General features: G+C 66.9%; 23 protein-coding genes. 4 read left to right on the forward strand and 19 right to left on the reverse strand.

Going from position 1 to position 22,716, the window contains the following annotated elements; translation table 11 throughout:
• Positions 1 to 159: 159 nt before the first annotated feature.
• The 6 genes from ACWFRB_RS05720 to ACWFRB_RS05745 form a co-directional block, all read right to left on the reverse strand.
• Positions 160 to 1,041: an Ig-like domain-containing protein gene (locus tag ACWFRB_RS05720; protein ID WP_452639469.1), complete on the reverse strand. Its 882-nt coding sequence runs from the start codon at positions 1,039 to 1,041 to the stop codon at positions 160 to 162.
• Positions 1,042 to 1,094: 53 nt separating this feature from the next.
• Positions 1,095 to 2,243 (reverse strand): Ig-like domain-containing protein, encoded by a 1,149-nt coding sequence (locus tag ACWFRB_RS05725; RefSeq protein ID WP_452639470.1) that lies wholly within the window; start codon positions 2,241 to 2,243, stop codon positions 1,095 to 1,097.
• 56 nt (positions 2,244 to 2,299) lie between these two features.
• Positions 2,300 to 5,668 (reverse strand): beta strand repeat-containing protein, encoded by a 3,369-nt coding sequence (locus tag ACWFRB_RS05730; RefSeq protein ID WP_452639471.1) that lies wholly within the window; start codon positions 5,666 to 5,668, stop codon positions 2,300 to 2,302.
• Between the two features lie 59 nt (positions 5,669 to 5,727).
• Positions 5,728 to 7,968 (reverse strand): Ig-like domain repeat protein, encoded by a 2,241-nt coding sequence (locus tag ACWFRB_RS05735; RefSeq protein WP_452639472.1) that lies wholly within the window; start codon positions 7,966 to 7,968, stop codon positions 5,728 to 5,730.
• A gap of 56 nt (positions 7,969 to 8,024) precedes the next feature.
• The gene (locus tag ACWFRB_RS05740; RefSeq protein WP_452639473.1) at positions 8,025 to 9,986 is read right to left on the reverse strand and encodes an Ig-like domain-containing protein; all 1,962 of its coding nucleotides are present in this window, start codon (positions 9,984 to 9,986) and stop codon (positions 8,025 to 8,027) included.
• Positions 9,987 to 10,151: 165 nt separating this feature from the next.
• Positions 10,152 to 10,742, reverse strand: coding sequence for a TetR/AcrR family transcriptional regulator (locus ACWFRB_RS05745; RefSeq protein WP_452639474.1), 591 nt, complete (start codon positions 10,740 to 10,742; stop codon positions 10,152 to 10,154).
• 55 nt (positions 10,743 to 10,797) lie between these two features.
• Between ACWFRB_RS05745 and ACWFRB_RS05750 the strand changes: the two genes are divergently transcribed.
• Positions 10,798 to 11,940 (forward strand): acyl-CoA dehydrogenase family protein, encoded by a 1,143-nt coding sequence (locus tag ACWFRB_RS05750; protein ID WP_452639475.1) that lies wholly within the window; start codon positions 10,798 to 10,800, stop codon positions 11,938 to 11,940.
• Positions 11,941 to 12,087: 147 nt separating this feature from the next.
• Complete coding sequence (locus ACWFRB_RS05755) at positions 12,088 to 12,468, forward strand: PAS domain S-box protein (protein ID WP_452639476.1); 381 nt, start codon at positions 12,088 to 12,090, stop codon at positions 12,466 to 12,468.
• 18 nt (positions 12,469 to 12,486) lie between these two features.
• On the opposite strand, the gene ACWFRB_RS05760 is transcribed toward ACWFRB_RS05755, so the two are convergent.
• Positions 12,487 to 13,041, reverse strand: a complete 555-nt coding sequence (locus tag ACWFRB_RS05760; protein WP_452639477.1) for a CGNR zinc finger domain-containing protein — start codon at positions 13,039 to 13,041, stop codon at positions 12,487 to 12,489.
• 54 nt (positions 13,042 to 13,095) lie between these two features.
• Here ACWFRB_RS05760 and ACWFRB_RS05765 point away from each other — a divergent pair, with 54 nt between their 5' ends.
• Entirely contained in the window at positions 13,096 to 14,142 is a 1,047-nt protein-coding gene (locus ACWFRB_RS05765) for an EamA family transporter (RefSeq protein WP_452639478.1), read from the forward strand.
• Between the two features lie 15 nt (positions 14,143 to 14,157).
• Here the strand turns inward: ACWFRB_RS05765 and truA are convergent, their stop codons facing one another.
• The 8 genes from truA to infA form a co-directional block, all read right to left on the reverse strand.
• Complete coding sequence (gene truA / locus ACWFRB_RS05770) at positions 14,158 to 15,033, reverse strand: tRNA pseudouridine(38-40) synthase TruA (RefSeq protein WP_452639539.1); 876 nt, start codon at positions 15,031 to 15,033, stop codon at positions 14,158 to 14,160.
• A gap of 2 nt (positions 15,034 to 15,035) precedes the next feature.
• Positions 15,036 to 15,581: a 50S ribosomal protein L17 gene (gene rplQ / locus ACWFRB_RS05775; RefSeq protein WP_077040854.1), complete on the reverse strand. Its 546-nt coding sequence runs from the start codon at positions 15,579 to 15,581 to the stop codon at positions 15,036 to 15,038.
• A gap of 33 nt (positions 15,582 to 15,614) precedes the next feature.
• Positions 15,615 to 16,679 carry a DNA-directed RNA polymerase subunit alpha gene (locus tag ACWFRB_RS05780; RefSeq protein ID WP_077040853.1) on the reverse strand — a complete coding sequence of 355 codons (1,065 nt, stop codon included), beginning with the start codon at positions 16,677 to 16,679 and terminating at the stop codon, positions 15,615 to 15,617.
• Between the two features lie 117 nt (positions 16,680 to 16,796).
• Positions 16,797 to 17,402 (reverse strand): 30S ribosomal protein S4, encoded by a 606-nt coding sequence (gene rpsD / locus ACWFRB_RS05785; RefSeq protein WP_027503173.1) that lies wholly within the window; start codon positions 17,400 to 17,402, stop codon positions 16,797 to 16,799.
• Positions 17,403 to 17,423: 21 nt separating this feature from the next.
• The gene (gene rpsK / locus ACWFRB_RS05790) at positions 17,424 to 17,834 is read right to left on the reverse strand and encodes a 30S ribosomal protein S11 (protein ID WP_077040851.1); all 411 of its coding nucleotides are present in this window, start codon (positions 17,832 to 17,834) and stop codon (positions 17,424 to 17,426) included.
• Complete coding sequence (gene rpsM, locus ACWFRB_RS05795; protein ID WP_027503171.1) at positions 17,834 to 18,208, reverse strand: 30S ribosomal protein S13; 375 nt, start codon at positions 18,206 to 18,208, stop codon at positions 17,834 to 17,836. The genes rpsK and rpsM overlap by 1 nt, the downstream gene beginning before the upstream one ends.
• A gap of 227 nt (positions 18,209 to 18,435) precedes the next feature.
• Entirely contained in the window at positions 18,436 to 18,549 is a 114-nt protein-coding gene (gene rpmJ, locus ACWFRB_RS05800) for a 50S ribosomal protein L36 (RefSeq protein WP_025347279.1), read from the reverse strand.
• Positions 18,550 to 18,630: 81 nt separating this feature from the next.
• Positions 18,631 to 18,852 (reverse strand): translation initiation factor IF-1, encoded by a 222-nt coding sequence (gene infA / locus ACWFRB_RS05805; RefSeq protein WP_003418601.1) that lies wholly within the window; start codon positions 18,850 to 18,852, stop codon positions 18,631 to 18,633.
• 188 nt (positions 18,853 to 19,040) lie between these two features.
• On the opposite strand from infA, the gene dtd reads away from it, so the two are divergent.
• Positions 19,041 to 19,472, forward strand: coding sequence for a D-aminoacyl-tRNA deacylase (gene dtd / locus ACWFRB_RS05810; protein WP_452639480.1), 432 nt, complete (start codon positions 19,041 to 19,043; stop codon positions 19,470 to 19,472).
• A 133-nt stretch (positions 19,473 to 19,605) separates the two neighbouring features.
• Here dtd and ACWFRB_RS05815 read toward each other — a convergent pair whose 3' ends face one another.
• The 4 genes from ACWFRB_RS05815 to map are packed head-to-tail and all read right to left on the reverse strand — an operon-like array spanning position 19,606 to position 22,710.
• On the reverse strand, positions 19,606 to 20,613 hold the full coding sequence (locus ACWFRB_RS05815) for an aldo/keto reductase (RefSeq protein ID WP_452639482.1): 1,008 nt from the start codon (positions 20,611 to 20,613) through the stop codon (positions 19,606 to 19,608).
• The gene (locus ACWFRB_RS05820) at positions 20,603 to 21,034 is read right to left on the reverse strand and encodes a MerR family transcriptional regulator (protein WP_452639483.1); all 432 of its coding nucleotides are present in this window, start codon (positions 21,032 to 21,034) and stop codon (positions 20,603 to 20,605) included. Before ACWFRB_RS05820 ends, ACWFRB_RS05815 begins: the two co-directional genes overlap by 11 nt.
• Complete coding sequence (locus tag ACWFRB_RS05825) at positions 21,031 to 21,891, reverse strand: hypothetical protein (protein ID WP_452639484.1); 861 nt, start codon at positions 21,889 to 21,891, stop codon at positions 21,031 to 21,033. Before ACWFRB_RS05825 ends, ACWFRB_RS05820 begins: the two co-directional genes overlap by 4 nt.
• Positions 21,892 to 21,915: 24 nt before the next feature.
• Positions 21,916 to 22,710 (reverse strand): type I methionyl aminopeptidase, encoded by a 795-nt coding sequence (gene map, locus ACWFRB_RS05830; protein WP_452639485.1) that lies wholly within the window; start codon positions 22,708 to 22,710, stop codon positions 21,916 to 21,918.
• Positions 22,711 to 22,716: the final 6 nt, after the last annotated feature.

Genomic DNA, 22,716 nt, shown 5'->3' on the forward strand with positions numbered 1-22,716 from the left:
CCCGCCACCCCGTGCCCCATTGTCCGGTCCTCGACGAGCCGACCACCGGGCTCGACCCGAAGCCGGGCCGAGCGATGCTCGCCACTCGCCCGCCCGCACCTCTCCCGAACACGACAGGGCCCCCGCCGAGCGTCGGCGGGGGCCCTGTCGTTCACGCGTCTAGGAGCCGAAAGACAGACCGGCCGAACCGGTGCCGCCGTCGCCACCGCCGGTGCCGCCCGACACGTTGACGGTCAGGGTCGGCGAGACCGACGCCAGGAATCGTCCGCCGCCCGAGTACACAGCGGTGATCCGGTGCGCCCCGTTGCTGTCGAACGAATGCGGGAGCATCGCCTTGCCGTCCAGGACGGTGACCGGCGCTCCGAGCGGGGTGTCACCGTCCTTGAACTGCACGGTGCCGCCGGTCGGAACAGGGGCCACCGTCGCGGACAGCGGGACAACGTCGCCCGCCACCGCGGAACCGGGCACGGTCAGCCCGGTCGTCGTGGCGGTGTCCGGCGCCTCGACGGTCGCGAAGACACCGATCGGGTTGAACACCTGCGTCGAACCGAAGGTGTTCACGTCGAACGTCAGACCGCTGTCGAACGTTCCCAGGGGTGCGTTGTCCGGAACCTTGTACGACAGCTCCAACGACACCTTCCGGTTGACGTTCTTCGACAGCATCCACGCGCTGAGCGAGTTCGACACCGACACCCGGTTGTTCGCCACATCCACGCTCGGCGTCACCGCCGACGTCGACGCCGCCGACACCTTCGCACTGCCCGGCACGTACTCGAACCCGGCCGGATGCACATCGGTGATCTTGTTCAGGTATCGATCGATGATGCTGTTGACCGAGAACTCGGTCCGGTAGGTCACCACCTCACCGGGAAACACCACACCGTCACCGAGCAACGTCTTCGTCGCCACGATGTTCGTGGACGTCACCGTCGCCGAGGTCTGCGCCGCCGACGCGACACCACCACCGACCCCGAGACCGAGTGCGACGACCGCCGCCGCACTCACCACGGCCGCAGCGCGACGCATCACGGTATTAGACATGAGAATTCCTCCAAGGTGCTCGTGTGGAACTGAATGCGATCGGACCGCCGGTGTCAGGAACCGAACCCGAGCGACCCGGTACCGCCGCCGGTGTTCTCCCCGGTGACCTTGAGCGCGGTGACCGCGGAGGTCGACGCCTTGAAGCCGGGCGCCCCCGAGTACACGGCGGTGATCGGGTGATCACCCGCGGTGTTGAACGTGAACCACAGCGTGGCCTTGCCGTCGACCACGCCCACCGGGCCACCGATCGGGGTGTCGCCGTCCTTGAACTGGACCGTGCCGTCGGCCGGGGCGGGGGTCACGGCGGCGACCAGGCTCACCTGGACGCCGGTCTGCGCGTCGTTCGCGAGGCTGAGCACTGTCGAGGTGGCCACGTCAGGCATCGACACCGCGACCGTCGAGGGCGCGGAGGTCGAACCCGCGAATCCGGGCACGCCCGAGTACACCGCGGTGATGCTGCGCGGGCCCGCCGTGGCGAACGCATGCGAGAGCGCCGCAGTGCCGTTCACGACATTGGCAGGCGCACCGATGTTCACGTCGCCGTCCTTGAACTGCACCGTACCGCCCGCGACGGACGGGGACACCGAGGCCGACAGGTCAACCGGGACACCCACGGTCGCGGATGCGGGCGCCGTCAGCTGCGTCGTGGTCGCGGCCGGGCCCTGCACATCGATCGTCACGCCGATCGGGTTGAACACCTGCGTCGAACCGAAGGTGTTCACGTCGAACGTCAGACCGCTGTCGAACGTACCCGCGGGTGCGTTGTCCGGAACCTTGTACGACAGCTCCAACGACACCTTCCGGTTGACGTTCTTCGACAGCATCCACGCGCTGAGCGAGTTCGACACCGACACCCGGTTGTTCGCCACATCCACGCTCGGCGTCACCGCCGACGTCGACGCCGCTGACACCTTCGCACTGCCCGGCACGTACTCGAACCCGGCCGGATGCACATCGGTGATCTTGTTCAGGTATCGATCGATGATGCTGTTGACCGAGAACTCGGTCCGGTAGGTCACCACCTCACCCGGGAACACCGAACCATCACCGAGCAACGTCTTCGTCGCCACGATGTTCGTGGACGTCACCGTCGCCGACGTCTGCGCCGCCGACGCGACACCACCACCGACCCCGAGACCGAGCACCGCGATGGCGGCCCCACTCACCGCCGCCACCGCGCGACGCATCATCAGACCGGACATGAAAGTTCCTCCATTTGCAAAACCGAGCATTGTTGGATCGAAACAGAGCTAGAGATTCAGGAACCGAACTGGCTGGAGCCGAACGACCCGTCCCCACCGGAACCGGCCACCGTCACCGTGCTCGCCTGCGAACCCGCACCCGAGAAACCCGCGAACCCGGAGTACGTCGCCGTAATCGAATGCGCACCCGCAGTGTCAAAGGTGTGCGACAACTTCGCCTTACCGTCGACCACATTCACCGGACCACCGATCGGCGTCGAACCGTCCTTGAACTGCACCGTGCCACCGTTCGGGGTCGGCGACACCGTCGCCGAGAACTCCACCGCGACACCACGATCCGCAGCCGCAGGCGCCGTCAACGCGATCGAGGTCACCACAGCGGGAACCGGAACCGACACCGACTGCACCGCAGAGGTCGAACCCAGGAAACCGGGAGCACCCGAGTACACCGCCGAGATCGCGTGCGAACCGGCAGCAGCGAACGTGTGCGACAGGACCGCCTTGCCGTCCACCACATTCACCGGAGCACCCAACGCCAGATCACCATTCTTGAACTGCACCGTGCCACCAGCAGGAGCAGGCGACACCGTCGCCTTCAACTCCGCAGGCGCACCCACGAATGCCGTCGCGGGAACCGTCAACTGCGTCGAGGTCGCGACATCGGCAACCGACACCGTCACGGTCGCCGCAGCAGACGTCGAACCCGTGAACCCGGCACCACCCGAATACACAGCGGTAATGCTCTTCGCACCCGCGGCATCAAACGTGTGCGACAGCGTCGCCACACCGGCGTTGACCGCGACAGGGCCACCGATGTTCGCGCCGCCGTCCTTGAACTGCACCGTCCCGGAAGCAGCAGCCGGAGCGACAGTCGCCTTCAGCTCAACCGCAGCACCGACATTGGCCGTCGCCGGAACCGTGATGGTCGTGGTCGTCGCCTCATCAGGAACCGACACCGTCACCGTCGCCGCAGCAGACGTCGAACCCGTGAACCCGGCACCACCGGAGTACACAGCGGTGATCGACTTCGCACCCGCAGCATCAAAGGTGTGCGACAGCGTCGCGACACCACCAGCGAGCGTCACCGGGCCACCGATGTTCGCGGCACCGTCCTTGAACTGCACCGTCCCGGCCGCGGCAGCCGGAGCAACAGCCGCCTTCAGCTCGACCGCGGCACCAACATTCGCCGTCGCCGGAACCGTGAGCGTGGTCGTGGTCGCCTCATCGGGCACCGACACCGTCACCGTCGCCGCAGCAGACGTCGAACCGGTGAATCCGGCACCACCCGAATAGACCGCGGTGATGCTCTTCGCGCCCGCGGCATCAAAGGTGTGCGACAGGGTCGCCACACCGGCGTTCACCGCGACCGAGCCACCGATGTTCGCGGCACCATCCTTGAACTGCACCGTGCCACCCGCAGCAGCCGGAGCAACAGTCGCCTTCAACTCAACCGCAGCACCCACATTGGCCGTCGCCGGAACCGTCAGCGTGGTCGTCGTCGCCTCATCGGGCACCGACACCGTCACCGTCGCGGCAGCAGACGTCGAACCCGTGAAACCGGCACCACCGGAGTACACAGCGGTGATCGACTTCGCACCCGCAGCATCAAAGGTGTGCGACAAGGTCGCGACGCCACCAGCGAGCGTGACCGGGCCGCCGATGTTCGCAGCACCATCCTTGAACTGCACCGTGCCACCCGCAGCAGCCGGAGCAACAGTCGCCTTCAACTCAACCGCAGCACCCACATTCGCCGTCGCCGGCACCGTCAGCGTCGTGGTCGTCGCCTCATCGGGCACCGACACCGTCACCGTCGCCGCAGCAGACGTCGAACCCGTGAAACCGGCACCACCCGAGTAGACCGCGGTGATGCTCTTCGCACCCGCAGCATCAAAGGTGTGCGACAGAGTCGCCACACCGGCGTTCACCGCGACCGGACCACCGATGTTCGCGGCACCGTCCTTGAACTGCACCGTGCCGGAAGCGGCGGCCGGGGCGACAGTCGCCTTCAACTCCACCGCAGCACCAACATTCGCCGTCGCCGGCACCGTCAGCGTCGTGGTCGTCGCCTCATCGGGAACCGACACCGTCACCGTCGCCGCAGCAGACGTCGAACCGGTGAAACCGGCACCACCCGAGTAGACCGCGGTGATGCTCTTCGCACCCGCGGCATCAAAGGTGTGCGACAAGGTCGCCACACCGGCGTTCACCGCGACCGGACCACCGATGTTCGAGGCACCGTCCTTGAACTGCACCGTCCCGGAAGCAGCAGCCGGAGCAACCGTCGCCTTCAACTCCACCGCAGCACCAACATTCGCGGCCGCCGGAACAGTCAGCGTGGTGGTCGTCGCCTCATCGGGCACCGACACCGTCACCGTCGCGGCAGCAGACGTCGAGCCCGTGAACCCGGCACCACCCGAATAGACCGCGGTGATCGACTTCGCACCCGCGGCATCAAAGGTGTGCGACAGCGTTGCGACACCGCCAGCGAGAGGGACCGGGCCACCGATGTTCGCGGCACCGTCCTTGAACTGCACCGTGCCACCCGCGGCAGCCGGAGCAACCGTCGCCTTCAACTCAACCGCAGCACCGACATTCGCCGTCGCCGGAACCGTGAGCGTGGTCGTGGTCGCCGCGTCGGGAGCCGACACCGTCACCGACTGTGGGGCCGACTGCGACCCCTCGGCCGTGGCGGTTGCCAGGAACTTCGCAGACAGGTTATGTGCGCCAGCGGTGGACGGCGTCCAGCCGACCGTCACGGAGCTTCCGACCAGCGGGCCCTCGCCGATCTTCGCCGCACCGTCATAGAACTCGACCACGTTGCCCGGGGCACCACCCGCGACCGTCGCGGTCAGCTGCACGGCCTGCCCCACAGTGGCGGCCGGCACGGGGGCCAGCGTTGTGGTCGAGGCGTTCTTGCGGACCGACACCGTCGGTCCCTTGCCGTCATAAGTTCCGCTGCCGAGCGTCCCGGAGTAATGCACCGTCGTCATCAGCGGCACGCCGCGGGCGCAGTCAGCACCCACCTTGTACGAGAACTCGTAGGTTCGCAGGTTCGGCGAGATGCTCGGATAGAGCGCCCAGCTGCCCGACACCTTCGCGAAGTCGGCGCCCTGGCTGTCGAGCCCGTGCGCCGAGCCATCGACCTTCGCGGAGCCCTCCACATAGGTCAGGCACGGCGGATGAATGTCCTTGACCTGCTGGATGTACTCCACCACGCCGCCGGTCCGGTCGAAAACCGTCTTCGACGTGATGGTGTCTCCCGCTGCCGGGGTGACATCGCTGATCGTGCGGGTGATCCGCTCGTTCCCGTCATCCCAGGTCACCGAACCCGGCGCCGCCGATGCGACACCGCCGGCCCCGAGACCGAGCACCGCAACCGACGCGGCACTCACCGCCGCAGCGCGACGCATGAACACACCGGACATCACAACTCCTCCGTTTACAGCACTGAGCATTGTTGGCATCGAGGTCAATCCAAGGAAGGTCAGGAACCGAACTGGCTGGAGCCGAACGACCCGTCCCCACCGGAACCGGCCACCGTCACCGTGCTCGCCTGCGAACCCGCACCCGAGAAGCCCGCGAACCCGGAGTACGTCGCCGTAATCGAATGCGCACCCGCAGTGTCAAAGGTGTGCGACAACTTCGCCTTACCGTCGACCACATTCACCGGACCACCGATCGGGGTCGAACCGTCCTTGAACTGCACCGTGCCACCGTTCGGGGTCGGCGACACCGTCGCCGAGAACTCCACCACCACACCACGATCCGCAGCCGCAGGCGCCGTCAACGCGATCGAGGTCACCACAGCGGGAACCGGAACCGATACCGACTGCACCGCAGAAGTCGAACCCAGGAAACCGGGAGCACCCGAATACACCGCCGAGATCGCGTGCGAACCGGCCGCAGCGAACGTGTGCGACAGCACCGCCTTACCGTCCACCACATTCACCGGACCACCGATCGGGGTGGAGCCGTTCTTGAACTGCACCGTGCCACCAGCAGGAGCAGGCGACACCGTCGCCTTCAACTCCGCAGGCGCACCCACGAACGCCGTCGCGGGAACCGTCAACTGCGTCGAGGTCGCGACATCGGCAACCGACACCGTCACCGTCGCCGCAGCAGACGTCGAACCCGTGAAACCGGCACCACCCGAGTAGACCGCGGTGATGTTCTTTGCACCCGCAGCATCAAAGGTGTGCGACAGCGTCGCGACACCACCAGCGAGAGTGACAGGGCCACTGATATTCGCGCCGCCGTCCTTGAACTGCACCGTGCCACCCGCAGCAGCCGGAGCAACAGTCGCCTTCAACTCAACCGCAGCACCCACATTCGCCGTCGCCGGAACCGTCAGCGTCGTCGTCGTCGCCTCATCCGGAACCGACACCGTCACCGTCGCGGCAGCAGACGTCGAACCCGTGAAGCCGGCACCACCCGAATAGACCGCGGTGATGCTCTTCGCACCCGCAGCATCAAAGGTGTGCGACAGGGTCGCCACGCCACCAGCGAGCGTGACCGGGCCACCAATGTTCGCGCCGCCGTCCTTGAACTGCACCGTGCCACCCGCAGCAGCCGGGGCAACCGTCGCCTTCAACTCAACCGCAGCACCCACATTCGCCGTCGCCGGCACCGTGATGGTCGTCGTCGTCGCCTCATCAGGAACCGACACCGTCACCGTCGCCGCAGCAGACGTCGAACCGGTGAAGCCGGCACCACCCGAATAGACCGCGGTGATCGACTTCGCGCCCGCAGCATCAAAGGTGTGCGACAGCGTCGCGACGCCACCAGCGAGCGTGACCGGGCCACCAATGTTCGCAGCACCATCCTTGAACTGCACCGTGCCACCCGCAGCAGCCGGAGCAACCGTCGCCTTCAACTCAACCGCAGCACCCACATTCGCCGCCGCCGGCACCGTCAGCGTGGTCGTGGTCGCCTCATCGGGAACCGACACCGTGACATTCTGCGGCGCGGACTGCGATCCCTCGGCCTGCGCGGTCGCGAGGAACTTCGCGGACAGGGCGTGTGCGCCACCGGCCGTGGGGGTCCAGGCGTACGTCGCGGCGCCGTTGTTCAGAGTTCCCGTTCCGAGCTTGGTAGTGCCGTCGTAGAACTCGACGGTGTCACCGTTCGCGCCACCGGTGACGGTCGCACTGAGCGTCGCGGCCTGACCGACCTGAGCATTGGCAACCGCGGCCAGCGTCGTCGCCGAAGCGTTCTTGCGAACGGTGACGGTCGGGCCCTTGCCGTCATAGGTACCGCTGCCGAGCGTCCCGGAGTAGTGCACCGTCGTCATCAACTGCACGCCCCGGGCGCAATCGGCACCCACCTTGTACGAGAACTCGTAAGTCCGCAGATTCGGCGAAATGCTCGGGTACAGCGCCCAACTGCCCGACACCTTCGCGAAGTCCGCGCCCTGACTGTCGAGCCCATGCGCCGAGCCGTCGACCTTCGCCGAACCGTCCACATACGTCAAGCACGGCGGATGAACATCCTTGACCTGCTGGATGTACTCCACCACGCCGCCGGTCCGGTCGAAAACCGTCTTCGACGTGATGGTGTCTCCCGCTGCCGGGGTGACATCGCTGATCGTGCGGGTGATCCGCTCGTTCCCGTCATCCCAGGTCACCGAACCCGGCGCCGCCGACGCGACACCACCGGCCCCGAGACCGAGCACCGCAACCGACACAGCGCTCACCGCCGCCACGCGACGCATCAACACACCGGACATGAACGTTCCTCCATTTACAGAACCGAGAATTGTTGGATCGAAACAGAGCTAGAGAATCAGGAACCGAACTGGCTCGAGCCGAACGACCCGTCCCCACCGGAACCGGCCACCGTCACCGTGCTCGCCTGCGAACCCGCACCCGAGAAACCCGCGAACCCGGAGTACGTCGCCGTAATCGAATGCGCACCCGCAGTGTCAAAGGTGTGCGACAACTTCGCCTTACCGTCGACCACATTCACCGGACCACCGATCGGGGTCGAACCGTCCTTGAACTGCACCGTGCCACCGTTCGGGGTCGGCGACACCGTCGCCGAGAGCTCCACCACCACACCACGATCCGCAGCCGCAGGCGCCGTCAACGCGATCGAGGTCACCACAGCGGGAACCGGAACCGATACCGACTGCACCGCAGAAGTCGAACCCATGAAACCGGGAGCACCCGAATACACCGCCGAGATCGCGTGCGAACCGGCCGCAGCGAACGTGTGCGACAGCACCGCCTTACCGTCCACCACATTCACCGGACCACCGATCGGGGTGGAGCCGTTCTTGAACTGCACCGTGCCACCAGCAGGAGCAGGCGACACCGTCGCCTTCAACTCCGCAGGCGCACCCACAAACGCCGTCGCGGGAACCGTCAACTGCGTCGAGGTCGCCACATCGGCAACCGACACCGTCACCGTCGCCGCAGCAGACGTCGACGTCGTGAAGCCCGGAGCCCCGGAGAAGACCGCGGTGATGCTGTGCGGACCGGCGGCGTCGAACGCATGCGGGATCGCGGCCTTGCCGTCCACCACATTCACCGGGCCACCGAGTGCGGTGCCCCCGTCCTTGAACTGAACCGTGCCACCGGCAGGAGCGGGCGACACCGTGGCCGACAGATCGAGAGCCTCACCCACGTTTGCCGTGGCCGGAACCGTCAGCTGGGTCGAGGTCGCGACATCGGCAACCGACACCGTCACCGTCGCCGCAGCAGACGTCGAGCCCGTGAAGCCGGCACCACCCGAATACACAGCGGTGATGTTCTTCGCACCCGCGGCATCAAAGGTGTGCGACAAGGTCGCGACACCGGCGTTGACCGCGACCGGGCCACCGATGTTCGCGCCGCCGTCCTTGAACTGCACCGTCCCGGAAGCAGCAGCCGGAGCGACAGTCGCCTTCAGCTCAACCGCAGCACCGACATTGGCCGTCGCCGGAACCGTGATGGTCGTGGTCGTCGCCTCATCAGGAACCGACACCGTCACCGTCGCCGCAGCAGACGTCGAACCCGTGAACCCGGCACCACCCGAGTACACAGCGGTGATCGACTTCGCACCCGCGGCATCAAAGGTGTGCGACAGCGTCGCCACGCCACCAGCAAGAGTGACCGGGCCACCGATGTTCACGCCGCCGTCCTTGAACTGCACCATGCCACCCGCGGCAGCCGGAGCAACCGTCGCCTTCAACTCAACCGCAGCACCGACATTCGCCGTCGCCGGAACCGTCAACTGCGTCGAGGTCGCGGCATTGGCCACCGACACCGTCGGGCCCTTGCCGTCATAGGTACCGCTGCCGAGCGTCCCGGAGTAATGCACCGTCGTCATCAGCGGCACGCCGCGGGCGCAGTCAGCACCCACCTTGTACGAGAACTCGAAGGTCCGAAGGTTCGGCGAGATGTGCGGGTACAGCGCCCAGCTACCCGCCACCTTCGCGAAGTCGGCACCCTGGCTGTCGAGCCCACGCGGGGAGCCGTCGACCTTCGCGGAGCCCTCCACATAGGTCAGGCACGGTGGATGAATGTCCTTGACCTGCTGGATGTACTCGACAACTCCACCAGTCCGGTCGAAGGCGGTCGTCGAGGTGATGGTGTCACCCGCGGCCGGGGTGACATCGCTGATCGTGCGGGTGATCCGCTCGCTCCCGTCATCCCAGGTCACCGAACCCGGCGCCGCCGACGCGACACCGACCCCGAGCCCGAGCACCGCAAGAGCCGCGCCGCTCACCGCCGCCACCGCACGACGCATCACCGCATGTGACATTCTCGTTCCTCCATGCATCCAGGGACCGCGCGAATGCATAGCCAGAACCGGTTACAGATCGCACGAAATGCGGCAACCATAACCAACCGTCCAACGCGAAGATGCCAAATTGAGATGATTGGCCACGCGGACATTTGTCCAACTGCGAAGATGCAGGTCAGAGGCTCATACCGCGAGACCGTGGGTGAGCAGGGTTGCGAGTTCGAGATACGCCTGGGCGTCAGGAAGCCCCGTTGACTCCGCGACCCGGCGCTGCTGGATGCGGACCATCATCGCCGCCGCCACGTCGGCGACGAAGGCGGCATTGACGTCCCGGAACTCACCCTCCCGGACTCCGGCCGTGATCAGCTCCTGCACTCGGCGCGCGGCAAACCGCGTGTTGCGCTCGTAGATCTCGCGGGCCGCCGCGTTGCTCGCGAGATCGTCCATGAAGCGGGTGGACGCGGGCCGGAGTTGCTCGCCCACCGCCTCCAGATAGGTCCCGATTCGTTCGCGCGCGCCGACGACGCCGTCGAGCCTGGATTCCACGCGCTCGGTGGCGCCCCGAAAGAAGTGCACAGTCGCGGTGCGGACGAGCTGCTCCTTGCTGTCCGCGAGCGCATACAGCGTCGACTTCGAACACCTCAACCTGCCCGCGATGTCGTCGAGCGTCAGGTGAGCGAAGCCCTCCTCCAGGAGCAGGTCGACGAGCTGATCGAGCAGCTGTGCTCGCCGCGCGGCACCACGCACGGCCGGGGCACTGGACCGGGTTGCCATACCTCTAACAGTACTGCAGTATCTTTTCTAGTACTACTCACCGGAGGAGACCGCCGTGCCCGTCGAACGCCTGCTGCCCAGCCAGGAAGCCCACGACCTGATCGACCTGACCCGCGACGTCGCGGACAAGGTGCTGGCACCGAAGGTGAACGAGCACGAGAAGACGGAGACCTTCCCCGAGGGCGTCTTCCCTGCCCTCGGCCAGGCCGGGCTGCTGAGCCTGCCGTATCCCGAGGAGTTCGGCGGCGGCAACCAGCCGTACGAGGTGTACCTGCAGGTACTCGAGGAACTCGCCTCGCGCTGGGCCGCCGTCGCCGTGGCGACCAGCGTGCACAGCCTCTCCTGCTTCGCGCTGGCCACCCATGGCACCGACGAGCAGAAGTCCCGGTGGCTCCCGGACATGCTGGGCGGCAACACCATCGGCGCATACAGCCTCTCCGAGCCGCAGGCCGGCTCCGACGCCGCCGCGCTGAGCTGCAAGGCGACGCCCGTGGAGGGCGGTTTCCGGATCAACGGATCCAAGGCCTGGATCACCAACGGCGGCCGGGCCGACTTCTACACCCTCTTCGCACGCACCAGCGACGACGGTCCGCGAGGCATCTCCTGCCTGTTGGTGGACTCCGACACCGAGGGTCTGAGCTTCGGCAAGCCCGAGGAGAAGATGGGACTGCGCGCCGTCCCCACCACGTCCGCCCACTACGACGACGCCTTCGTCGCGCAGGAACGGCTGATCGGAGCGCAGGGACAGGGCCTGCCCATCGCCTTCAGCGCGCTCGACTCCGGCCGCCTCGGCATCGCCGCGGTCGCGGTGGGGCTGGCCCAGGGCGCGCTCGACGACGCCGTCGCATATGCCAAGGAACGCAAGGCCTTCGGCAAGCGAATCATCGACCACCAGGGCCTCGGATTCCTGCTCGCGGACATGGCCGCCGCGGTCGACTCGGCCCGCGCCACCTACCTGGACGCCGCGCGCAGGCGCGACGCCGGTGTGCCCTACTCGCGCAACGCCAGCGTCGCGAAACTGGTCGCGACCGATGCCGCGATGAAGGTCACCACCGACGCCGTCCAGGTCTTCGGCGGATACGGCTACACCCAGGATTTCCCGGTGGAGCGGTACATGCGCGAGGCCAAGATCACCCAGATCTTCGAGGGCACCAATCAGATTCAGCGCCTCGTGATCGCCCGATCCCTTGCGGGCTGACCGAACCAAAACCATTTCGGTGCGCTACACATAGAAAACCGATGTGTCGCCCATCACGTTGCACATACACTTCCCCCGCTGTCACATTGGTTGAACGGTCCACAACGTTGGATCGAGTGCTTGCGCAGACCAGTCGGGAGGTCGCGGGTGTCTTCGAATTCCGTGAGTGCGATCAGTGGTGCCCACTATCGGGCACTCATCCACAACGTCAACATGCCGGTCATCGTGCACAAGAGCGACGATCACGTTGTCGACGTCAACCGGGCCTTCGCTGACCTGCTCGGGTACTCACTACCCGAGGCGCGCGGCCTCGGCCCGCGCCAGTTCGTCCATCCGAGCCTCATCGAAGAACACGATCGCGGGCACACCCAGCTGATCAACGGCGAGCAACTCGGCCTGTCCGCCGATGTCGACCTGGTGCGCAAGGACGGCGGCGTCATCCGGGTCAAGGTGAACAAATCGGTCGCCCGCCACAACGCCGAAACCGTCGTGATGACCGTGGTCGAGGGCGTCGCGCAGCAGGGCTGACCCGCAACACGGTGTCACTCAGCGCGTGGCGGCCTCCGCCCTGCGCGCCCGGTACGCCGCCACGTTCGCCCGGTTCCCGCAGTTTCCCGTATCGCAGTACCGGCGGGACCTGTTGCGTGACAAGTCGATCAGGACCGAATCACAATCGGGCGCCACGCAGTGACGCAGCCGGTCGAGGTCGCCGACGCGGATGACGTCGACGATCGCCATCGCCGCCTCGGCTCCCATCCGGTGCACCAACGGATCGTCGTCGGCCGTGACGTGCAGGTGCCAGCCCCAGTCGCCGTGCTCGGTCAGCCGGGGCATGGCCTTCGCCTCCCGCAGCAATGCGTTCACGATCTGCGCCGCGTCACCGTCACTGCCCGACTGCCACAACCGGGCGAGGCGTGGTCGCAGTGACCGCACCGCGCGCAACTCCGACTCGGTGCCGTCGCGCCTGCCGCTCCAATCGTGTTCGGTCAGGAACGCGTCGAGTGCGGCCACGTCCGGCAGCAGCTCACGGCCGCCACGGCCGGTGTTGACCAGTGCCGCCGCGCCGATCAGGGCTCTCTCGGTGTCATGGGCTATATACACTTTGACTCCTGACGACTCGCCTCATACCGTCATGAGTCTAATCAGGTTTCACTCATGACAGGAGACGCCGACGTGCAAGGCAGTGCGGCCGCCGTGTTGTTTCGAGCGACCTGCAAGCAGTCACTAGCGGCCCGGACCGGCACCGGCCTGAGCCTGCTCTCCGCCTTCACCTTCGGGATGTCGGGCCCGTTCGCCAAGTCGCTGATGGGTGTCGGATGGTCCCCCGGAGGCACGGTGCTCGCGCGGATCGCCGGCGCCGCGGTCGTGATGCTGGTCGTCGCCGCGATCGCCGACCCGGCCGGACTGCGCACCGCGCACCGGCACGCCAAGACGATCGTGCTGTACGGCCTGATGGCGGTGGCGGGCGTTCAGGCCAGCTTCTTCCTGGCGCTGCAGTACCTCTCGGTCGGCGTCGCCCTGATGATCCAGTTCCTCGCGCCGCTCCTGGTCATCGGCTGGGCGTGGGCGACCCGGGGCGAGCGCCCAGGCCCGGTGACCCTGGTCGGCACGGCGCTGGCGCTGGCGGGTGCGGTTGGCGTGCTCGACCTGTTCGGGTCCGTCGAGGTCAGCCTTGCCGGCGTCGCCTGGTCGACGATCTCGATGGTCTGCCTCGCCTGCTTCTTCGTCATCTCGGACCGGACCTCCGACACGTTCAGCCCGCTGGTTCTGACCGCGACCGGGATGAGCGTCGGCGCCGTCGCGATCGGCTGCGTCGGACTGATCGGGGTGCTCCCGCTGAGCGTGACAGCCGCGGACACGACGCTGGGGTCGGTCGAGCTGGCGTGGTTCGTCCCGCTCACCCTGCTGATCCTCGTGAGCACGGTCGTCGCGTACCTGTCGGGAAGCGCAGCGGTCGCCCGGATCGGGCCGACGTTGACCTCGCTGATCCTGCTTGCCGAGGTGCTGTTCGCCGTCATCGCCTCGTGGATCCTGCTCGGCGAATCGATGACACCCGTCCAGATCGTCGGCGGTGCGGGGTTGCTCGGCGGCATCGCGCTCGCCCGGCTCGGCGGCGCGGGTCGCCGACGCCCGCGGTTGCCTGCGCCGCAACCCGCCGAGTGTGCAGTTGTCGACCCGCCCTCTCGGCCGATGCCTCGGTAACTGCACACTCGGCGATCAGTCGCCGCAGCAGCCGCCCGGCACCGCCCGCACCTCACGGGTGACGGCATTGCGCTCGGCGAGGTCCTCGTCGGCCGGGTAGTCGACCCGCACCAGGCTCAGCCCGTGCGCGGGCGCGACCAGCACCGAACTCGACCGCTCGCGCTGCTCCAACAGCCCGACGGTCCACTCGACGCTGCGGCGGCCCTCGCCCACCGCCAGCATCGCACCGACCAGGCTGCGAACCATCGACCAGCAGAACGCATCCGCGCTGACGTGCGCGGTGACGATGTCGCTGTCGCCGTCGCGAACCCAGTCGAAGCGCTGCAACTCCCGCACGGTGGTGGCGCCGTCGCGCCGCCGGCAGAACGCGGCGAAGTCGTGCAGGCCGAGCAGCCCGGCCGACGCCCGGCTCATCGCGTCCAGGTCCAGGTCCTTCGGCACCGAGACGGTGTCGCGGGCCCGCAACGGCTCCACGCCGTACCTCGCGGTGCTGATGCGGTATTCGTAGTGCCTGCGGACCGCCGAGAACCGGGCGTCGAACTCCGCGGGCACCGCGGTGACCGCCTTGATCCGGACGTCCGGCGGCAGGAACCGCGCGAATCGGCGAATCAGCCGGCTGGGGTCGTCCAACGGCGCCGCGAGGTCCATGTGCGCGACCTGTCCGGCCGCGTGCACGCCCGCGTCGGTTCGTCCGGCGACGGTCAGTTCGACCGGTTCGCGGAACACGGTCGACAAGGCCTGCTCGAGCACCCCACACACGGTCCGGAGCCCGGGTTGGCGCGCCCAGCCGGAGAAGTCGGTGCCGTCGTAGGTGACATCGAGGCGATAGCGAACGAACCCGCCACCCCCGGAGGGGGCGACGGGTTCGTTGCGAGGTTCTGACGCGTTCAGCGTTAGTCCTTCTTGGCCTCGTCCGCATCGGCGGCGGTGGCGGTCTCGTCCTCGAGAGCCTCCACGACTGCGTCTGCGTTCTCGACCTCGGCCTCGGTCGCCTCGGCCTCGACGGCCTCCACGACGTTCTCGGCCGGGGCCTCCTGCGAAGCCTTCACGCGACGCGCGCGGTCGGCCTCGGAGGTGACGGTCTGCTCCTTGACGAGCTCGATGATCGCCATCGGAGCGTTGTCACCCTTGCGGGGGACGGTCTTGATGATGCGGGTGTAGCCGCCATCGCGCTCCGCGTAGAACGGACCGATCTCCGCGAACAGGGTGTGCACGACATCCTTGTTGCGGATGACCTTGAGCACCTCACGACGGTGAGCCAGCGTGCCGGCCTTCGCGTGCGTGATGAGCTTCTCGGCGTAGGGCCGCACGGCCTTGGCCTTGGCCTCGGTGGTGGTGATGCGACCGTGCTCGAAGAGCGCGGTGGCCAGATTGGCGTAGATCGCCTTCTGGTGCGAAGCCGACCCGCCGAAGCGGGCACCCTTCTTGGGCTTGGGCATGATGAATCTCCTAGTAAGGAACCGGTGAGCTGACTACAGCTGTTCGGTCTCGGCGTAGTCCTGGTCGTTGCCCTCGGCGTCGCTGAAGGCACCGGCGTCCGTGTCGCTCCAGGTACCGGTGGCGGCGTCGTAGCCGGCAACGGTGGTCGGATCGAAGGAGGCCGGGCTGTCCTTGAGAGCAAGGCCGAGCGAATGCAGCTTGACCTTCACCTCGTCGATGGACTTCTGACCGAAGTTGCGGATGTCCAGCAGATCGGACTCGGTGCGACCAACCAGCTCGCCGACGGTGTGAACACCCTCGCGCTTGAGGCAGTTGTAGGAACGGACGGTGAGGTCCAGGTCCTCGATCGGCAGTCCGAAGGAAGCGATGTGATCGGCCTCGGCGGGCGAGGGTCCGATCTCGATTCCTTCTGCTTCGACGTTCAGCTCACGGGCCAGGCCGAAGAGCTCAACCAGGGTCTTGCCCGCCGAGGCGAGCGCGTCCCGAGCAGTGATGGAGTTCTTGGTCTCCACGTCCAGCACGAGCCGATCGAAGTCGGTGCGCTGCTCGACGCGGGTGGCCTCCACCTTGTAGGTGACCTTGAGCACCGGCGAGTAGATCGAGTCGACCGGGATACGGCCGATCTCGGCGCCGGACGCCTTGTTCTGGACGGCGGGGACATAGCCACGACCGCGCTCGACGACGAGCTCGATCTCCAGCTTGCCCTTGTCGTTCAGGGTGGCGATGTGCAGATCCGGGTTGTTCACCGTGACGCCGGCCGGGGGCACGATGTCGCCTGCAGTCACGGCACCGGGGCCCTGCTTGCGGACGTACATGGTGACCGGCTCGTCCTCTTCGGAGCTCACGACGAGGCCCTTGAGGTTCAGGATGATGTCGGTGACATCTTCCTTCACGCCGGGGACGGTGGTGAACTCGTGCAGGACGCCGTCGATACGGATGCTGGTGACAGCAGCGCCGGGGATCGACGACAGCAGGGTGCGGCGAAGCGAGTTGCCGAGGGTGTACCCGAAGCCGGGCTCAAGGGGCTCGATGACGAACTTCGAGCGGTTGTCAGCGATGACCTCTTCGGTCAGCGTGGGTCGCTGAGAAATGAGCATGTGGTTTTCCTCCTGTACGGACGTCCGCTATTTGACGCCCACGATGGATGGCGCCTCCGGCACCCGTGCGCCTTCCTCCAGCCGGGGCTGTCGGAAAGGCGCACGGGGCACAAGGCATTACTTCGAGTACAGCTCCACGATCAGCTGCTCCTGCAGCGGAACGTCGATCTGCGCGCGCTCGGGCACATTGTGGACCAGGACGCGGAGGCGACCTGGAACGACCTGCAGCCAGCCGGGAACCGGACGGTCGCCGACGGTCTCGCGGGCAACCTGGAACGGCAGCGTGCTCAGCGACTTCTCCTTGACATCGATGATGTCGTACTGAGAAACGCGGAAGCTCGGGATGTCGACCTTCTTGTTGTTCACGAGAAGGTGGCCGTGGCTGACGAGCTGGCGGGCCTGACGACGGGTGCGCGCCAGTCCGGCGCGGTACACGACGTTGTCGAGACGGGTCTCGAGGATGCGCAGCAGGTTCTCGCCGGTCTTACCCGGGCGACGCACCGCTTCCTTGTAGTAGCGGACGAACTGCTTCTCCATGACGCCGTAGGTGAAGCGAGCCTTCTGCTTCTCCTGCAGCTGGAGCAGGTACTCGCTCTCCTTGATCCGCGCGCGGCCGTGCTGGCCCGGCGGGTAGGGGCGACGCTCGAACGCCTGGTCTCCTCCGACGAGGTCGACGCGCAGACGACGCGACTTGCGGGTGATGGGGCCGGTATAACGTGCCATTTTCTAAACCTTTCCTTCCCGCTAGACCCGACGCCGCTTGGGCGGACGGCAGCCGTTGTGCGGCTGAGGGGTGACATCGGAGATGGTGCCGACCTCGAGGCCAGCAGCCTGCAGCGAGCGGATCGCGGTCTCGCGTCCCGAGCCGGGGCCCTTGACGAAGACGTCGACCTTCTTCACGCCGTGCTCCTGCGCCTTGCGGGCAGCGCTCTCGGCGGCCAGCTGAGCGGCGAACGGGGTCGACTTACGCGAACCCTTGAAGCCCACGTGGCCCGAGGACGCCCACGAGATGACGTTGCCGGCCGGGTCCGTGATGGACACGATGGTGTTGTTGAAGGTGCTCTTGATGTGAGCGGCGCCGTGCGGGACGTTCTTCTTGTCCCTGCGACGTGCCTTCTGGGTCTTCTTCGGACCGGTGCGTGACTTAGGGGGCATTACTTCGCCTTCTTCTTGCCGGCAATGGTGCGCTTGGGGCCCTTGCGGGTGCGCGCGTTGGTCTTGGTGCGCTGTCCACGCACGGGCAGACCACGACGGTGGCGCAGGCCCTGGTAGCAGCCGATCTCGATCTTGCGACGAATGTCCGCCTGAACCTCGCGGCGAAGGTCACCCTCGACCTTCAGCGACTCCTCGATGTACTCGCGGAGCTTGGTCAGGTCCTCGTCACTGAGGTCCTTGCTGCGCAGATCCGGGTTGACACCGGTGGCCGCGAGGATCTCCTTGGAGCGGGTACGGCCGACGCCGTAGATGTAGGTCAGTGCGATCTCCATACGCTTTTCGCGAGGAAGATCAACACCTGCGAGACGTGCCATGTTGGCATTTCCTATCGGTGTGCGGAGGTCTGCTCCCAGTCCGTCCCCTGTGTCCTCTGATCGCTCAGAGCGTCTTTCAACTAACTCAGTGGGGCCCCGGCCTCCGTGCCGGGGGTGCACCCGGATGTGCTGCTCGGGCCGAAACCCGTTGGCCGTCATCCTGGCTGGTGCTGAGAGGTCTTCTTTTCAGTTGCGTCGGACAAGCCGATCGCAAGTCGTGCAGGTGGTTATCCCTGACGCTGCTTGTGACGCAGGTTGTCGCAGATGACCATGACCCGGCCGTTACGACGGATCACCTTGCACTTCTCGCAGATCTTCTTGACGCTGGGCTGAACCTTCACGTCTGTCTAATCTCCTGTGTGGTCGCCCACCGGTGGGTGGACATGGTTTCCCCAGGCCAGATGTGGCCCGGGAAGTGTGTGTTACTTGTACCGGTAGACGATGCGACCGCGAGAGAGGTCATAGGGCGACAGCTCTACGACGACACGGTCTTCCGGCAGGATGCGAATGTAGTGCTGACGCATCTTCCCGCTGATGTGCGCGAGGACCTTGTGGCCGTTCTCGAGCTCAATGCGGAACATTGCATTGGGCAGCGGTTCGACTACGCGTCCCTCGACCTCGATGGCCCCGTCTTTCTTAGCCATATCCTCCGCGATCCGTTGGTGGGCATCGTTCTCCGTTACGGTGATGCGCACGCGGTAGAGAACCGGCGAGCCGCACAGACGCACGAAACGACCGGCACGCAGGGCGCACCGTTGATCTAGCTTACCGGAGTTCGCTCACCAGGCCAAATGCGGGTTCAATCCCCCGAACCCCCGAAGGGATGTGAAGAGTGCGCGCGGTGGTGCAACGGGTCACCGAGGCGGCCGTCGAGGTCGACGGTCACACCGTCGCCCGCATCGAACCGGACGGCCAGGGGCTGCTGGTCCTGCTCGGCGTCGGCCACGGCGACGATCCCGCGGTCGCCGACGCCCTCGCAGCGAAGGTGTGGAAGCTCCGCATCCTGGACGACGAGCGCTCGGCCTCCGACCTCGGCGCGCCGATCCTGGTGGTCAGCCAGTTCACGCTGCTCGCGGACACCCGCAAGAGCCGGCGCCCGTCCTGGTCCGCCGCCGCCCCGCGCGCCGTGGCCGAGCCGCTGGTGGACGCGTTCGCCGACGCCCTACGCGGGCTGGGCGCAGAAGTCCAGACCGGACACTTCGGCGCGCACATGCGCGTCAGTTCGGTCAACGACGGCCCCATCACCTTGCTGCTCGAGGCGTGACAGTTAGACACACGGGCGTGAGGACCCAGATGGTCGCGGCGTTCGTGCGTCTCGCGCTCGGCGGGCTCGCCGCGTGCGGCACCGCGACCCCCGGCGACGCGACACTCACCGTCACCGGGTAGGCCGCGCCGCGTCACACGTCGATGTGCGACATGTCGCCGTATCGGTCACCGGTGACAGCACCCTTCGGCACCGCCCGCTCGATCGCCAGCAGGTCGTCCTCGGTCAGCGTGACCGATGCGGCGGCCACGTTCTCCTCGACGTATCTCACCCGCTTGGTCCCGGGGATCGGGACGACGTCCTCTCCCTGGGCGAGGACCCATGCCAGCGCGAGCTGGCCGGGCGTGACGCCCTTGGCCTCGGCGCAGGCGCGCACACGGGTGACCAACTCGAGGTTGGCCGTCAGGGCCTCGCCCCTGAACCTCGGGAAGTACGTCGACCGGCGCAGGTCACCGGCGTCGTCCGCGCCGGAGACCGCAGTGATCGCGCCGGTGAGCATGCCCCGGCCCAACGGCGAGTAGGGCACGAGCCCGATGCCGAGCTCGCGGATCGTTGGCAGGATCGTGTCCTCGAGATCCCGGGTGAAGAGCGAGTACTCCGTCTGCAGCGCGGTGAGCGGATGCACGGCATGTGCCCGCCGGATGGTGTCCGGCCCCGCCTCGGACAATCCGAGGTGGCGCACCTTTCCCGCCACGACGAGGTCAGCCATCGCGCCGACGGTGTCCTCGATCGGCACCGACTTGTCCACACGATGCTGGTAGTAGAGATCGATGTGATCAACCCCGAGCCGCCGCAACGAGGCATCACACGCCGCACGCACGTACTCCGGTCTGCCGTTGATCCCGACCCGGGTGCCGTCGGGGAGCCGCTCGTTGCCGAACTTGGTGGCGATCTGGACGGACCCACGACGGCCGGCGACTGCCTTGCCGACCAGCTCTTCATTCGTGAACGGGCCGTACATGTCGGCGGTGTCGAGGAGCGTCACGCCAAGGTCGAGTGCGCGGTGGATGGTGGAGATCCCGGCTGCCTCGTCGCCGGTCCCGTAGAACTCGGACATGCCCATACAGCCCAGCCCGAGCACGGACACGGTCAGCGGCGAGGCGGTGCCGAGGGTTCTCGTTCGGATTGCGTCAGTTGTCATGAGAGCAGTCAACGACTTCGAGTGCGCTCGAAGTCAAGCGCAGCGTCTCGAGACGATCGCTGTATACGCCGATCTTGAAATCGATGGCGCCGAGGTGATCCGTCACCTCGGCGAGCTGGGCGAGCACCCGACTCCTGTGAGCCTGCAACAGCGCCAGGCGGTCGTATTCGGTGCCATCACCCGCCCGCACCAGTTCGGCGTAGCGCTGTATCTCCCGGATCGGCATGCCGGTCGCCCGCAGGCGCGTGACCAACTCGATCCACGCAATGTCGTCGGCTGCATACCGCCGGTGCCCGGATGCTGACCGGCCGACGGCGGACAGCATCAAGCCATCTCGCTCGTAGTAGCGGAGGGTGTGCGCGGTGAGCCCGGTACGCGCGGCGGCCTCCGCGATCGACAGGCCAGCGCCGTTCACGATCACCCCGCCTCGAATGGTCGCGGCGCGCCGACTTCGTCGAACGCCCAACGTAGCCACGTCGTCTCCTCCCCTGCGAACGCCCAGGCCTCGGTCCAACCGGCAGCGGAGGCGACCCGGACCTGGGTCGCGGTGAGGAACGCCCATGCGGTCACATGCACACCGTCGTACTCGGACGCGATGGCCTGCCAGTTCGGCACCAGCCCGTCGTTCGCTCCCCACGGTTCGCCATCACTGACCGGATCATGACTGCCCGACATCGGATCGGCGACACCGAAGCGGCTCACCAGATCGTGCCAGTCCTGAGCGGAACCGATCTCCGCAACCCTGGCATCGGGCGAAATCCGCACCGTCCTGGTGTGTGCCTCGTACCCGTCCACCCAGTCCGCGTTCCGCGCGCTCGCGCAGGCGTGATGTGCCGACCATCCGCCGACGGGCGTTGACCTCGTGGTCAGCGTCGACGTCGCTATCCGGTGCAGCGGCCGCTGGGCATAGCGGTCGAACCCGCCCACCTCGCGGGGTGTACGGAAGGACGATTCCACGGGGAACTCGAGTCCGTCGTATGGCTTGAGCCAGACCTGGGAGTCCCGGTCAAGCGACGCCCACCATCCCGCGGATTCGGCCACCTGTACGACCTGAGCAGCGAGCTCACGCAGCTCTCCGGCACGCCTCAGCGCATCGCGTATCAACGCTCGGTGCCCGTCCCACCAGGGCCGGAGTTCGTCAACAGACTCGGAGAGCGCGTCCGGACCCCTGACGGGATCCGCCAACTCCGCCAACGTGTGGACCCCATCAGCCAGCCGGCCCAACAGGACTCCCCCGCCAGGCGAGGTGCACAGCTGATCGATCCGCTCAACAGTCACGGGTCGACGGTAGGCCTTCGGCGTCTACTCGGGGCGGAGCGTCAGGATCCGCGGGCCGTCCTCGGTGACCGCGACGGTGTGCTCCCAGTGCGCGGCCCTCGACCCGTCGGTGGTCACGACGGTCCACTCGTCGTCGAGCACCTCGGTCTCGTGGGTGCCGAGGGTCAGCATCGGCTCGATGGCCAACACGGAGCCGATGACGAGTTCGGGTCCCTTGCCGGGCGCCCCCTCGTTCGGCAGGAACGGATCCATGTGCATCTCGCGGCCGATGGCGTGACCGCCGTACCCGTCGACGATGCCGTACTTGCGTCCGTGGGCCTTCGCGGCGGCCAGGGTGCCCAGCTCGATCGCGTGCGAGACGTCGGTGAGGCGGTTGCCTGCGATCATCGCCGCGATGCCCGCCTCCATCGACAGCTTGGTGGCCTCGCTGAGCAGCTCGTCGGCCTCGATGATGGTCCCGACACCGAAGGTCCAGGCGGAGTCGCCGTGCCAGCCGTCGAGGATCGCGCCGCAGTCGATGGACACCAGATCACCCTCGACGAGCATGTCCTCGGCCGACGGGATCCCGTGCACCACACGGTCGTTCACCGACGAGCAGATCGAACCGGTGAACCCGTGGTAGCCGAGGAACGACGGCACGGCACCGGCGTCACGGATCGTCTGCTCGGCCAGCTGATCGAGCTCGAGGGTGCTCACGCCGGGTTTCGCCGCATTGCGCACCGCGACGAGTGTCGCTCCGACGACGGCGCCTGCCGCCGCCATCGCGTCCAACTCGCCCGCGGTGCGGAAGGGAACAACCTTCTTACGACGAAACCCCACGACTGC

It is taken from the genome of Rhodococcus sp. NPDC055112, assembly GCF_053607505.1.

What these genes read in the sequence shown, in the direction of transcription:
- ACWFRB_RS05745 (WP_452639474.1), bottom strand. Translation starts at nt 10,742, where the DNA reads ATGGCAACCCGGTCCAGTGCCCCGGCCGTGCGTGGTGCCGCGCGGCGA.
- rpsK (WP_077040851.1), bottom strand. Translation starts at nt 17,834, where the DNA reads ATGCCCCCTAAGTCACGCACCGGTCCGAAGAAGACCCAGAAGGCACGT.
- ACWFRB_RS05735 (WP_452639472.1), bottom strand. Translation starts at nt 7,968, where the DNA reads ATGTCCGGTGTGTTGATGCGTCGCGTGGCGGCGGTGAGCGCTGTGTCG.
- ACWFRB_RS05740 (WP_452639473.1), bottom strand. Translation starts at nt 9,986, where the DNA reads ATGTCACATGCGGTGATGCGTCGTGCGGTGGCGGCGGTGAGCGGCGCG.
- rplQ (WP_077040854.1), bottom strand. Translation starts at nt 15,581, where the DNA reads ATGCCCAAGCCCAAGAAGGGTGCCCGCTTCGGCGGGTCGGCTTCGCAC.
- infA (WP_003418601.1), bottom strand. Translation starts at nt 18,852, where the DNA reads ATGGCTAAGAAAGACGGGGCCATCGAGGTCGAGGGACGCGTAGTCGAA.
- ACWFRB_RS05725 (WP_452639470.1), bottom strand. Translation starts at nt 2,243, where the DNA reads ATGTCCGGTCTGATGATGCGTCGCGCGGTGGCGGCGGTGAGTGGGGCC.
- ACWFRB_RS05765 (WP_452639478.1), top strand. Translation starts at nt 13,096, where the DNA reads ATGACAGGAGACGCCGACGTGCAAGGCAGTGCGGCCGCCGTGTTGTTT.
- ACWFRB_RS05815 (WP_452639482.1), bottom strand. Translation starts at nt 20,613, where the DNA reads ATGACAACTGACGCAATCCGAACGAGAACCCTCGGCACCGCCTCGCCG.
- ACWFRB_RS05720 (WP_452639469.1), bottom strand. Translation starts at nt 1,041, where the DNA reads ATGTCTAATACCGTGATGCGTCGCGCTGCGGCCGTGGTGAGTGCGGCG.
- rpsD (WP_027503173.1), bottom strand. Translation starts at nt 17,402, where the DNA reads ATGGCACGTTATACCGGCCCCATCACCCGCAAGTCGCGTCGTCTGCGC.
- ACWFRB_RS05780 (WP_077040853.1), bottom strand. Translation starts at nt 16,679, where the DNA reads ATGCTCATTTCTCAGCGACCCACGCTGACCGAAGAGGTCATCGCTGAC.
- ACWFRB_RS05730 (WP_452639471.1), bottom strand. Translation starts at nt 5,668, where the DNA reads ATGTCCGGTGTGTTCATGCGTCGCGCTGCGGCGGTGAGTGCCGCGTCG.
- rpsM (WP_027503171.1), bottom strand. Translation starts at nt 18,208, where the DNA reads ATGGCACGTCTCGCAGGTGTTGATCTTCCTCGCGAAAAGCGTATGGAG.